Origin of the sequence: Flavobacterium sp. MMS24-S5 (assembly GCF_050320125.1) — a bacterium.
Lineage (GTDB): Bacteria > Bacteroidota > Bacteroidia > Flavobacteriales > Flavobacteriaceae > Flavobacterium > Flavobacterium tyrosinilyticum.
In genome coordinates, this window is the sequence record NZ_CP190016.1 from 698,491 (window position 1) to 711,923 (window position 13,433).

Annotated in this window: 11 protein-coding genes; 5 read left to right on the plus strand and 6 right to left on the minus strand. The window is 33.4% G+C overall.

All coding sequences use genetic code 11. The features are described from left to right. Position 1 precedes the first annotated feature (1 nt). Positions 2 to 505 (plus strand): low affinity iron permease family protein, encoded by a 504-nt coding sequence (locus tag ACPWTF_RS03000; RefSeq protein WP_427874337.1) that lies wholly within the window; start codon positions 2 to 4, stop codon positions 503 to 505. Positions 506 to 512: 7 nt separating this feature from the next. Then, a complete protein-coding gene (locus ACPWTF_RS03005; protein WP_379801497.1) occupies positions 513 to 1,712 on the plus strand; it encodes an NAD(P)/FAD-dependent oxidoreductase in 1,200 nt (399 codons plus the stop codon). Between the two features lie 76 nt (positions 1,713 to 1,788). On the opposite strand, the gene ACPWTF_RS03010 is transcribed toward ACPWTF_RS03005, so the two are convergent. Then, positions 1,789 to 2,742 carry a bifunctional helix-turn-helix transcriptional regulator/GNAT family N-acetyltransferase gene (locus tag ACPWTF_RS03010; protein ID WP_427874338.1) on the minus strand — a complete coding sequence of 318 codons (954 nt, stop codon included), beginning with the start codon at positions 2,740 to 2,742 and terminating at the stop codon, positions 1,789 to 1,791. A 445-nt stretch (positions 2,743 to 3,187) separates the two neighbouring features. After that, on the minus strand, positions 3,188 to 4,213 hold the full coding sequence (locus ACPWTF_RS03015; RefSeq protein ID WP_250836514.1) for a helix-turn-helix domain-containing protein: 1,026 nt from the start codon (positions 4,211 to 4,213) through the stop codon (positions 3,188 to 3,190). A 160-nt stretch (positions 4,214 to 4,373) separates the two neighbouring features. Between ACPWTF_RS03015 and ACPWTF_RS03020 the strand changes: the two genes are divergently transcribed. After that, entirely contained in the window at positions 4,374 to 4,859 is a 486-nt protein-coding gene (locus tag ACPWTF_RS03020; RefSeq protein ID WP_427874339.1) for a DNA-deoxyinosine glycosylase, read from the plus strand. A 300-nt stretch (positions 4,860 to 5,159) separates the two neighbouring features. Further along, positions 5,160 to 5,594: a DUF6526 family protein gene (locus ACPWTF_RS03025; protein ID WP_427874340.1), complete on the plus strand. Its 435-nt coding sequence runs from the start codon at positions 5,160 to 5,162 to the stop codon at positions 5,592 to 5,594. 174 nt (positions 5,595 to 5,768) lie between these two features. Here the strand turns inward: ACPWTF_RS03025 and ACPWTF_RS03030 are convergent, their stop codons facing one another. The 3 genes from ACPWTF_RS03030 to ACPWTF_RS03040 all read right to left on the minus strand — a co-directional run bounded on the left by ACPWTF_RS03030 (position 5,769) and on the right by ACPWTF_RS03040 (position 9,463). Continuing rightward, on the minus strand, positions 5,769 to 6,935 hold the full coding sequence (locus ACPWTF_RS03030) for a hypothetical protein (protein ID WP_427874341.1): 1,167 nt from the start codon (positions 6,933 to 6,935) through the stop codon (positions 5,769 to 5,771). Between the two features lie 569 nt (positions 6,936 to 7,504). Next, a complete protein-coding gene (locus ACPWTF_RS03035; RefSeq protein ID WP_427874342.1) occupies positions 7,505 to 8,926 on the minus strand; it encodes an MATE family efflux transporter in 1,422 nt (473 codons plus the stop codon). Positions 8,927 to 8,986: 60 nt separating this feature from the next. Next, positions 8,987 to 9,463, minus strand: a complete 477-nt coding sequence (locus ACPWTF_RS03040) for a MarR family winged helix-turn-helix transcriptional regulator (protein ID WP_427874343.1) — start codon at positions 9,461 to 9,463, stop codon at positions 8,987 to 8,989. A 173-nt stretch (positions 9,464 to 9,636) separates the two neighbouring features. Here ACPWTF_RS03040 and ACPWTF_RS03045 point away from each other — a divergent pair, with 173 nt between their 5' ends. Beyond that, entirely contained in the window at positions 9,637 to 10,548 is a 912-nt protein-coding gene (locus ACPWTF_RS03045; RefSeq protein WP_427874344.1) for a hypothetical protein, read from the plus strand. Positions 10,549 to 11,398: 850 nt separating this feature from the next. Here the strand turns inward: ACPWTF_RS03045 and ACPWTF_RS03050 are convergent. Continuing rightward, entirely contained in the window at positions 11,399 to 13,417 is a 2,019-nt protein-coding gene (locus ACPWTF_RS03050) for a glycoside hydrolase family 97 protein (protein WP_427874345.1), read from the minus strand. Positions 13,418 to 13,433: the final 16 nt, after the last annotated feature.

Genomic DNA, 13,433 nt, shown 5'->3' on the forward strand with positions numbered 1-13,433 from the left:
AATGAATTCAAAATCTCAGCATAAAAACAGTTCATTCGAGAAGTTTGCTTCAAAAGTTTCTAAAGCCGCTGGAAGCACACCAGCTTTTATTGGAGCTCTCTTTCTTGTTATTGCCTGGGCTATTTCAGGGCCAATTTTCGATTATTCTGAAACTTGGCAATTGGTAATCAATACAGGCACAACGATTATCACTTTTTTAATGGTTTTTTTGATTCAAAAAGCACAAAATAAAGATTCTCTTGCCATTCAGTTAAAATTAAACGAGCTAGTGGCATCCAACGATTTATCGAGCAATAGCCTTGTTGATGTCGAAAATATGACCGAAGAAGAGATGAAGATTATTCAGAAATATTACCATCACTTAAGCCAGTTGGCAAAAAAAGACAAAACGATTAGAACATCGCATTCTATTGCCGAAGCAGAAGAAGTTCATAGTCGCAAAAAGAGAAAAAAGGTAAACCAAATAACACTAAAAATAATACCAAAAACACCTCTAAAAAAATAACCAAAAAATGAAATTGAGCTCTACTGAAACGTATTGGCCATTAAAAAATGCCATTAAACAAAGTTATCCTTCAATAGATTCTGATATCCACACCGACATTTTGATTATTGGTGGAGGCATAACAGGAGCTTTAACAGCTTACAAATTATTAAACGAAGGAAAAAAAATTGTTCTTGTAGACCGCAGAGATGTCTGTGGCGGAAGCACTTCTGGCAGTACAGCCTTATTGCAATATGAAATTGATGTTCCTTTGCATCAGCTGATAAAACTACGTGGCGCTAGATGTGCCATAGACAGTTATCAAAATGGAAAAAAAGCCATTTTCGATCTTCGAAATATAATTGATACTGTGGGATGCGATTGTGGTTTTGAGTTTAAAAAAAGCGTCTATTTTACTACACTAAAAAAAGATGTTCCTTATCTAAAAAATGAATTTAAAGCTAGAAAACAGCATGGTTTCGAAATCAGCTGGTTAAGCAGATCAGAATTGCAAAAAATGGGATTGAATGCAATTGCTGGCGTAGAATCTAAAACCGCTGCTGTTATGGATCCGTTTAAATTGGCAACCGATCTTCTGTTTCATTGCCATGAAAAAGGAATGCAGATTTTTGACCGAACCAATATCGCTTCTATTCAGCATCAAAAAGGCAAAATTATTGCAACCACTGACAATAAATGTTCTATCACAGCAGATCATATCATACATTGCACAGGTTATGAAAGCACAGAAATGCTAAAAGAAAAAGTGGTGGATTTAAAAAGCACTTACGTTATCACTTCTGAAAGTCAGTCTGATCTTCCAGAGAATTTTAAAAACACGATTTTTTGGGATACAGCATCTCCTTATCATTACATTAGAACTACAGATGATAATCGCATCATAATGGGCGGAGGAGATGAGGATTTTAAAGACGCAGCGAAACGAGATAAATTGCTCCCTAAAAAAGAAACCTATCTTTTAAAACAATTCTTTAAAAGATTTCCTGACTTAAATTTTAAAATTGATTATTCCTGGGCAGGCACTTTTGGAGAAACCAAAGACGGTCTTCCCTATTTCGGAAAACCTAATCCGAGAAAAAACGAACATTACATTTTAGGTTTCGGAGGTAACGGAATTACTTTCAGCGTCATTGGAATGAATTCAATCTTAGATTCACTTAATAATAAAAAAAATACAGATTTAGATTATTATAGATTTGGAAGATAGAAAGATGCTAAGGTTCTAAGATACTAAGTTGCTAAGTTTTTTTCTTAGAGTCTTAGCATCTTAGAACCTTAGTAACTTAACCAAGCACCAACTCCATCTGAATATTACATCTTTTATACGGAGTTTCTAGGCCGAAAACTTTTTCGAAACCCAATTTATAATAGAGATTTATTGCAGGTTTTAAGATGGTGTTGCTTTCTAAATATATTTTTTTTGCTCCCAATTCTTTTGCTTTTTCTGCGATAGCTTTACCTAAAAGCCAGCCAATGCTTTTTCCTTGTGCTTTTGGAGAAACAGCCATTTTTGCCATTTCAAAATCATATTCAGAATTATTCATTTTTATTAAAGCGCAGACACCTACAGGTTCATTCTCATACAGAGCCACAAGAATTTTTCCTCCTTTTTTTAGAATATATTCTTCAGGATTATCAAGCGCTTTATAATCAGCTTCTTCCATTTCGAAATAAGTTGAAATCCATTCTACATTTAACGCTCTAAAGGCTTCCTGATATTCTGATTTATATTCTACAATTTTTACGTCTTTGCTTTCTCTCTTTTTCTTTTGTTCGCTAACTCTTTTAATTAAAGATTTTTGCTCCAACAAAAACTCCCATTCTTCCAGTGCAGCCCACAGATTGTGTTTGCTTTCTGCAATTATTCCTTCAATTGCAACATCAATATCTTCTAGCTGCTGTTTGATTTTCTTCGAAATCAAAATTCCTTTTTCAGTAAGAACGACATTATTCTTTCTCTTATCCTCAGTTTTTGCGCTTTCTTCAATCAACCCAGCACCAATCATTTCCTGAATAATTTTACTGACAGAAGGCTGAGAATGTCCAATTTCATTAGCAATTTCAGTAATGGTAATTTCGCGTTCTTCTGCCAAAGTATAAAATACAGGAAACCATTTCGGTACAAATTCAACCCCATACAATTCATATATTTTGGCAGCATCATCTGTAACAACTGCAGTCATTAAACGCAAACGGCTTCCTAATGCCGCTTTTCCAACTTTATCAAAAAATTCCATAATAAATAATCAATTATATAACTAATTATACAAATATATGTTTTTTTTTAGATACTAAGAAACTAAGGTTCTAAGATTCTAAGTTTTTTTTTCAAACTATAGAATTTTAGAACCTTAGCGTTTATCTTTTTGAGAGGCTAAGTTATTAAGATTCTAAGGATTTAAGTTTTCCTTTAAAAAAAAACTTAGAATCTTAGTAACTCAGAACCTTAGCAACTTAAAATATATTGTGCTTTAGAGCTAGCGACAGTATTTTTTTGAGAGGCTAAGTTGCTAAGATTCTGAGGTTCTAAGTTTTCCTTAAAAATGCTTAGAAACTTAGCAACTTAAATATATTATGCTTTTAAGCTAACGACAGTATTTATTTTTAAGATGGTGAAATATAAGTTTTCTCAAAAAAAAAACTTAGAATCTTAGCATCTCAGAACCTTAGCAACTCCGGCCGTTAGGCCGTAATAGCCAACGAATTCAAATTAAACTTATATTCTTTTGGGCTGCAGTTGAATTTTTGTTTGAATATTTTAGAGAAATAGCTTCTGCTGGTGAAACCAATGCAGTATACAATTTCTGAAATATTTAAATCAGATGTTCTAATTAGAATTTCGGCTTTTAGAACACGCATGTGTGTGATGTAATCGTTTACTGTACGATTATGAATCATTTTGAAACCCTCTTGAAGTTTATTTGGAGACAAACCAGATCTTTTACTTAAGGCCTTAATAGAAAATGCCTCTTCTGGACTTGTTTTAATAAACTCTGACAGTTCTTTTATTTCTTCCATTTCTCTTAAAGTTAATCCGTTTGATTCATTTGCAAAAGCATGCAAATCATCTGAATGCTGTTGGATTTCCATTGCCAAAATAATTCTCATGATGCCTTCTTTCAACAAATTTCTTACAATTCCTTTTTGTGTGATGGAATTAAGCTGTTCTATTTTTTCTGCGATCTGCAAATTATACGAACCAATATAAAAGAAATCTGTTACTTGATTATTTTCAAAAAAAGTATCTTTTACCTGCTGATTCAAAGAATGAGTTTGATTAGCAGCATCAATCTGAGTACCAACAATAATTAAGGTAAGCTTTGTTTTTTTACCTTTTTCAAAAAAGAGAACATTATCCTGGTTTTGTTTTGATGTTACAATTGCGGTCTGAAAAGTTTTTAATTTTCGTTCCTCACCATTTAATCCAAAACTATGCGAAAGGTTTCCTTTAGAACAATAAGCAAAATAAATAGGCGACGATTTTACATTTAAAAAATCCAATCTCACATCTGCAGAAAATGTCATATCAAACTGAACATAGGAGATATTATCATTAAAGGAAGCTCCAATAATAGAACCTTCTGCAAAACTGTTTTCTACTTCAAGTGCATATTCATCTAAATCAAAATTCACTTTTCCGCCAAAACTAGTCTGAAGTTCATCAAATATATTTTGAGTTTTTTCTGTATTTATAGTAACTATTTTCATGGTTTGCCGGATTTAAAATTATAATTTGCTAAAAAGATTATTTTCTAGAAATCTGAAATTCAAAGTTCGGTTAAAGACACACCAAAAATGTTATATAATTTTTTGGTTTTGTTTTATAATTCCTTATAAATGTTTATTTTAACATATCTATTTATCCAGCATGAAAAGTTTTTCCTTTGCCCCTATTAGTTCTCCCTCTTCTAAAATTCTCATTTTAGGCACAATGCCTGGAACAAAATCTTTAGAGCTGAATCAGTATTATGGTCATAATCAGAATAACTTTTGGAAGTTTATGTTTCAGATTCTAGGAGAAGAGTTTTCTACTGATTACGAAACGCGAAAAAACTTATTAATCAAAAACAATATTGCGCTTTGGGATGTCTTACAATTTTGCGATCGAGTTGGAAGTTTGGACAGTGCGATTAAAAACGAAATAGCAAATGACTTTGAAGATTTTTTGGAAACACATCCTCAAATAGAAAGTATTCTTTTTAACGGGCAAAAAGCAGCCGCGTTTTTTAAAAAATATGTTCACTTAACAAAAGAATATAAAACATTCACACTTCCATCAACAAGTCCCGCCAATGCTGGCAAGACTTTTCAGGATAAATTAAACGAATGGAATATCATTAAAACCTTATTATAAACACCAGCATTTTATACAATTAAAATGCAAATATTGAAATCATGTAACTTTTTCGCTTTAAAGTATAACAAAAATCATCCACTCTCAATCTAATTTTACATCAAAGAAAAATAAGCCATAGTGAAGATTTAATGAACGAAATGGAAAGGCTTTCTTCTTATTAAAATTGACAAAGCAAACTGTAAAAAGTTTAGTCTATAAAGAGAACATTGGTTATGTTAGTTTATTTTTGGGAAAAAGCTACTCTATAGAAATATAGAGTAGTTTTGTTTTTATAGGCTACCATTAAAAGATAAAAACATGAAAATTCAGACCTATTATAATCATATACGGTTTTATACACCGCATCATTTTATATATTATCCCATTTTAATTTTATTATTGGCTTCCAGTATTTATTTGGCCGTTACAACAGAAGATCATTTAATATGGGCATTTATTAGCGTGGCTTTTGTGTTTCTTTTTGCACTCGCTTATATGCTGCGCCAACATTATGCATTGACACTGCAAAACAGAATTGTACGCTTAGAAATGCGCTACCGCTATTTTACCTTGACAGGCAAAAGATTCGAAGAATTTGAATACAAACTTACAGACGATCAGATTTTTGCCTTACGTTTTGCACCAGATAACGAATTGGTTCCGCTTGTTGAAGATACTTTAAAAAATAGCTTAACAGGCGATGCAATCAAAAAAGCAATTGTGCACTGGAAAGCAGATTATCATAGGGTTTAATAATAACAATGGCAAAAGTCAATAGCAATTACAATAGCAAAGTTCAATAATAATATCAATTTTTAATTTTTAAAATTAATTATTGAATTTTACCATTGACATTGATTTTTACCATTGCCATTGAATTTTGACATTGACTTTTGCCATTGTTATTGCTATTGATTTTTGAAATTGTTATTGAACTCTCTTTTTATTGAAAATAAGATAAAATAGAGACAGCAATACGCCAACTGCAACAATTACAGCAAAATAGATTGCAGCTATATTGGGATGCAAATAGTTTGGCTCATAAAATAATTTATTTAGTTTTTTAAATTTTTCTGCTAAAGCCTTTCTATCAAAATTATTTCTAATACCGTTAAGCGGTTCATCTTTATTATCTCTGTAGTGATATACATCTTGAGTCAGTAACTTCGGAATCAGGTTTGTTTCTATATTGTATTTTCTTAAAAGTGTATCTAATCTTTGAAAAGTATACGTTACCGAATCTTTTTTAGCATTATAGAGCAATTTATAGCGATCTACAGCTGCATTATATTTTTGTTTATCTACAGAATCTCCTTTTACAGGATTAAATAGAGAGTTGTTTTCTAAGAAAATACAAATATCTTCATCATGTTCTGGACGCACCGACACACTCTTAAAAATAATTTCTGTGCTATCTCCCACAATTCTTTTTGAGATAACTCTTTTGTGCAATTCCTCTTTATCAAAACCAATAATATCAAAAATACTATCTGCTTTACTTTTCGTTTTATCAAAAGTGCTCGTTAAAGCTTTTATGGTGTCAATGCTATAATAATTGGTTTCTATAATCGGAAATTCGCCAGGTACAATTGTATCATCTTCCTTAATTACCGGATAAGGTTTTGGATATAAAATATTCTCATAATTAAATAGTTTTTCAGAACTATAGGAAGTGTATGCGTATAAAAACGGATTTAAAACATTGAGCAGTTTTTTGTCATTATTAAAATTATTTTCAGACAATTCTGATTTCAGTTTAGCATTCATTCCGAAACTGTAGCTAATAAAAAACGAAAAAGTCAGAAATGAAATAAAAAGCAAACAACCCACGATTTTAAGCAGATTCCCTCCTTTATAACCTTCTCTAGAATGATTTCGAATCAGAAAAAACAAAAAGAAAAGCAAAAACAAACCACTTACAAAAAAGTGCGAAATCGAAACGTCATCGTAAAATTTGAATCGGTAAAACTCCGTGTAGGTATTAATATTCTTTAGTCCTTTAAAAGTAAAATAACCGTATAAAAAGTAAGCTAAATGAATTAAGGCTAATACTATAAAAGATTTTATTAAATAACGTTTTAGATTTTGGGTCATTTTTAAAAGGTGCTAAGGTTCTGAGATGTTAAGATATTAAGGTTCTAATATACTTAAAATTTATCTTGCCTTTCATAAAAATATATTTACAAAATTAAAAAGAAAAATAATCTGGGCGTGCCACCATTATAAAAAAAGGGCAAATAATAGCAACGCATATTCGCCCTTTTTTCATAATGCTGTCGGGCTGTCCATGCTGCTTCGGCAGCTTATTCCCATCCCTCACGCAATCACGGTTTCAAAACAACTTCCCGAAACATTTAGTCACAATAATCCCAATCGACAATGAATTTCTGCCAATTTTTGGTTGCAAAGGGACAAAGTTGCAAAGAGACAAAGGTTTTATAGGTATTTGTATTTTGTAAAAAGAAGTTTTCTGATACAGAAATCTGATTTTGCTAATCGCAAAAGATTTTCCGTAGAGAAGCACTGCTGTGCGCCTAAAACACAGGATATCCGTAATCTGCCAATCTTTGGTTAGATGCACTGCAGTTCATCTCTACAGTATGCCAGAATTTGATTTCGCTAGAAAAAAACTTAGAACCTTAGTATCTTAGCATCTTAGAACCTTACTTAGAAATATCAAACCCTTCCTTTACTATTTCGCTTTCTACTTTATCAATCAGTTTATTGGTTTTACCCGTAAGTCTTTCTTTTTTCCAATCGCCTTTTACGTATATGAGAATCGTAATTAAAGCCGTTACAACAGAAGCAATCGGGAAAGCCCACCAGATTCCAATTTTACCTAAAGAAGTATTATGAGACAAAATAAAAGCCAGCGGAAACTGAATTACCCATTGCGAAACCAAAGTTAGAATCATAGGCAATTTTGTATTTCCAACAGCTCGAAAAACACCAGTTAAACAAAGCTGTATACCTAAAAATCCCCAAGAGAGACAAGTAATTCTCAATAACTCCGTTCCACCTTCAATAACGGCTTGATCATTTGGAACAAAAAATGCGATTAAATACGGTGCAAAAATAAAAGCAATGATTCCGAGACCAGTCAATAATCCGAAACCTAGATACGCTCCTAACTTTGAAATTTCAGCAGCACGCTCAACATTTCCAGCTCCAATATTTTGCCCAACAAGAGTTGCAATCGCCATGGATAACCCCAAAGCGGGAATTAGAATGAGCTGAATCAAGTTGGAACCCGCACCATAAGAAGCAACGGTCAATGTACCAAAACGGACAATCAAAAATGTGATTGCCATCATTCCCAAAGCACGCATTGACTGCTCAATTGAAGACGGAAAACCAATTTCAAACGCTCTTTTGATATGTTTATAATCAGGTTTAAAATCGGCAATGCGAAGATGGATTCCGTGTTTTCCTCTAAACAAAATGGCAAATCCAATTATAATAGCCAGAAGCTGTGTAAATAAAGTTGCCAAAGCCGCACCTTTAACACCTAAAGCTGGAATAAATTTCCATCCGTAAATAAACAGCGGATCTAAGGCAAAATTTAAGATAACGGTTCCTAAAACAATATAAACAGGAAGTGTTACACGCCCAACTCCACGCATAATCGATTGGAAAATCATAAATCCGAAACTAAAAACCAAACCTACAAAAGCAACTCGCATAAAACCTAAAGCATCTACATAAACTGCAGGCTCTACCTTTAACAGATATAAAAAATACGGACTCAAAATATAGCCTATAATAGACAAGAAAACCGAAACAATAATCACCATAGACAAAGTCTGTGCTGCCACGTGGTTGACCATTTTCTCATTTCCTGCTCCAAAATATTGAGCAATTAAAATAGAACCCGCAATAGCCAATCCAGTTCCTAAAGCAATGGTTAAAAATATTACAGGCGTGCTTATCGAGACCGCCGCAACGGCATCACCGCCCAGACGCCCAACCCAAAAAGCATCTACCAACTGATATGCGGCTTGTAATAAATTAGCTATCATAATTGGAACGGCTAATTTTAATAATGAAGAAAGGATTGGCCCTTCTAATAATTCATTTTTTTTCATTTATTCAAAATAATTATTCAAAAATCAGTTGACATATCAACTTTTAAAATTCAAAAAAAATTAAAGAGTTTCTAACTTGTCTGCATAAGATCGTACCGCATTCAACGCTTCAATTCTTTCTTTTGGAGAAAAAACAGACATTACTTCTTCTTCTGCCCTTTTCATCAGCAAGCGAATATTTTTTGCCAACGAAATTCCTTCATCTGTAAGACTTACAATATTTTTACGTTTGTCTATTTTATCTTTTACAACCTCAACGAGATTCTTTTTTTCAAGTGCTGATATACTTCTTAAAATAGACGATTTGTCGCGCATTGTCTTATCTGACAATTCCCTCTGCGAAAGACTTTTATGATGCAAAATCATCAACAATGGCAACTGTTCTAGCTGTAATGTGATTCCGGCTTCATTCATTAACGCATTGGTACGTCTGAAAATTGCACGTTTGATACGATGAATCTGAAAGAAGAAACTATCTGATATTTCTTCTTTCCAAAAATTTGAAAAACTTTCTTTATCGGTATGTTTTTTTTCCATGATGCAAAATTACAAAAAAGATTGACATGTCAACTATTTTTAAAACAAATTCTTATTTTATTGATATACAATTCGTTCACTAAAATAATTCGGTTAAAAAAGAAAAATGAACGATTATTTTTACTAACTTTAAATGTTAAATATTGCCTAATAAAAACTTAAAAATTAATCTGATGAAACAATTATTTATTTTTTTGGTAATGATGCTCCTTTGGATTCCGTTAAACGCTCAAACTGTTGCTGAAGCCAGTAAAGAGGATAGCTTAACAACTTTTAAAACTGAAAAAGACGATTTTCAAGATAGTACTGTAGATGATCTGCCCTGGCACAATAGACGCTTTAAAGTTACTGCCGGCGCTTTTTTTCCTGTAAATAACACGCAAGTTAAAGTTGAAGGCAACAACGGAAATATAGGAACTGAGATTGATCTTGAAAATGATTTAGGGTTTTCTAAATCGACTGTATCCTTTCTAGGAACATTTGATTGGCGCATATCCAAAAGGTCTCGATTAGGTTTTGAATATTTTGTACTAGACAGAACTGCAACAAAAACACTGCAAAGAGATATTAATTTCGGAGACCATACTTACCCATTGGACGGAAGGGTTCAGGGTACTTTTAATGTACAGATCGCTAGAATTGCTTATGGGTATGCTATTTTATCTAAACCTAAATATCAAGCTGGTCTATTGATTGGGGCGCATGTTCTTTTCGCAGATTTAGGATTAAAATTAGAAGCTAATACACAAAGTGTAGAATATCGTGATACTTTTGATTTTACTGCGCCACTGCCAGACGTTGGAATTTGGGGCGAATTTGTTCTCGGAAAACGCTGGGGTTTATATGCCAACGTAAATTATCTTGCCGTAAAAATTGATGAAACCGACGGCCGAATCATAAGCTACAATTTATCGGTTTTATATAATGTTGTAGACAACTTTAGTCTTACTGCAGGTTATACTGGTTTGAACTTTAGAATAGACACTGTTCAAGACCGATTAAACGGTTTCTTAAAATGGGGATATAACGAACTAACTATAACAGCGGTTTACACTTTCGGTAAGCATGTTAAAGTTACTAGATAAAGGTTCTGAGGTGCTAAGATTCTAAGGTTCTGAGTTTTTTTTTACCGCAAAGAGCGCAAAGATTTTTCGCAAAGTTCGCAAAGGTTTTTTTTTTAGCTAGACGAAATATTCTCGCAAAGACGCAAAGTCGCAAAGTTTAAATACAAAGCTGTGCGGAAAAAAGCTCTGAGTTTTTTTTAACCGCAAAGAGCGCAAATATTTACGCAAAGTTCGCAAAGTTTTTTTTTAGCTGAATGGAATATTCTCGCAAAGTCGCAAAGTTTAAATACAAAGCTGTACGGAAAAAAGCTCTGAGTTCTTTTTAACCGCAAAGAGCGCAAAGATTTACGCAAAGTTCGCAAAGGTTTTTTTTAGCTGAATGAAATATTCTCGCAAAGACGCAAAGTCGCAAAGTTTAAATACAAAGCTGTGCGGAAAAAAGCTATGAGTTTTTTTAACCGCAAAGAGCGCAAATATTTACGCAAAGTTCGCTAAGATTTTTTAGCTGAATGGAATATTCTCGCAAAGACGCAAAGTCATAAAGTTTTTTATATTCTTTGTGACTTTGCGTCTTTGCGAGATTAAAATTTCATCAAAAAGCTTTGCGAACATTGCAATCTTAAAAAAATCAACCTTAAAAAATCTCTGCGAACTTTGCGAAAAAACTTTGCGCTCTTTGCGGTAAAATCATGCTCAAAGTATCTCCAACCTGAAACCTTAAACCTGAAACAAAAAAATAAACCCGATAACTCTCCAGCTATCAGGTTTATTACCAAACTTAAACTTACTTAACTCAAAATAAAACTTTATAAATTTAGAATCTCAGAAGCTTAGAAACTCATATTCTCAGCATCTTAGAATCTTTAAAAAACTATTTTTCGATTGGAGTGAATTTTACTGCTGTTCCTCCTCCAGCTGCCAATTTGATATTTAAAACAGTTTTGTTGTTTACTTTTTGTTTAGAGATTGTAACTGGATACGGATTGGTTTTATAATTTGCCCCTTCTCCATCCGCATAAATTTCTGCTTCGTATTCTTTGTTTTTGTCTAAAAACGAAAGCGTTACTTTTAAGTCTCTTGCATTTCTATTTGTAATCGAACCCAAATACCAGTTTTTCTCGTCCCAATCTTTACGGGCAATTGTAGTGTATTCTCCAATTTTAGAATCTAAAACTTTAGTATCCGACCAAGTGCAAGGCACATCTTTTACAAATTGAAATTCTGGTTTTCCTTCATAATTTTCAGGTAAATCAGATGCCATTTGCAGTGGGCTGAAAATAATTACGTACAAGGCCAATTGATTGGCCAAAGTGGTCTGCACTTTTGCTCCAGATGGCGTTTTATAATCAAAATTGAAATTCCCTGGTGTGTAATCAAACGGTCCAGAAAGCATTCTGGTAAAAGGCAAAGTTGTTAAATGCTCTGGCGTATTTCCTCCATCTACAGACCATGCATTATATTCTTGTCCGCGTCCGCCTTCTTGCGACATAAAGTTTGGATACGTACGCTGTAACCCCGTTCCTTTCATTGGTTCGTGGTTATCGATCATGATATGATATTTAGCCGCCGTTTCGATTACTTTTCTGTAATGACGTGCTCCGTACTGGCTGTCGTGCCATTCTTTCTTATCCAAATATTTATTTACATAACCTGTTTTAACCGAATTCACGCCCATTTTTTGATACAGTTTAAAAGCCTCTTCTAACTGGTTCTCATAGTTTTTAGTAGCACCAGCCGTTTCGTGATGTCCAATTAAACGAACATTTTTTACAGCCGCGTATTTGGTAATTTCTTCCAAATTAAAGTCTGGATAAGCTTTTACAAAACTAAATGCAGAACCATCTGCAGTCCAGTCGCCATCCCAACCTTCATTCCATCCTTCAACTAAAACTCCGTCAAAACCATTTTTCGCAGCAAAATCAATATATTCTTTTGTGTTTTTGGTTGTTGCACCGTGTTTTGAGCCTTGTCCCCAAGTATATTTTTCTAAGTGCATTCCCCACCAGATTCCAATGTATTTTGAAGGTGTGATCCAAGATAAATCTTCAATTTTTGAAGGCTCATTTAGATTCAGCATAATGGTCGAAGTTGCTACTTGTCCAGGATTCTTCCCAACCACAATAGTTCTCCAGGGTGTTTTAAAAGGTGTTTCTGCATATACTTTTACACCATCTGCCCATGGCACCAAATCACTTTTATATTGCTTGTCTGTAGTTTTTAAAAGCGTCATTGAGGCAAAATCTGTTAAGTTCGCTTCGTGAATAGCGACATATAATTTGTCTTTGGTTTCAAAAGTCGCTGGCGTATTGATCGTATCCGTTTTGCTCATTAACGTTTTACGGTATTCACTTTCGTAATAACTGTTTTCACGGTGAACTGGAATCCACCAAACTTCGTTATTGTCTTTAAAAGTAAATTGTGTCACTTCATTAGAGATTTTCACTTTTCCTAAATGAGGCTGTTTTGGAAATTCGTAACGAAATCCGACTCCATCATCAAAAACTCTAAAAATAATATCCACCAAGCGCTCCTCGCCTTTTGCTTCTTTTAAATGAACAATCAGTTCGTTATGATGATCTCTAACTTTTTTGAATTCGCCCCAAGGCTGTTCCCAAGTTTCATCTGCCGATTTTTCTTCGGTCGAAACGACTTCAAATCCATCTGTCATTTTAGCTAAACCTTGAAATTCAAATCCCATAAGAGATGGCTCAATAACCGATTTTCCGTTAGAAGAAAAACTATATTGAGGCTGTCCAGAAGGCGTTAATTCAAAAGTTAATTCAGAGATCTTTTCCGGAGAACTGATTTTATACGTTTTTTTAGTACTGCAAGCCATAACGACCATTGTGGCAAAAGCTATTAGACAGTATCTATATTTTCTGTTTTTCATTATTTAAATTGTATTA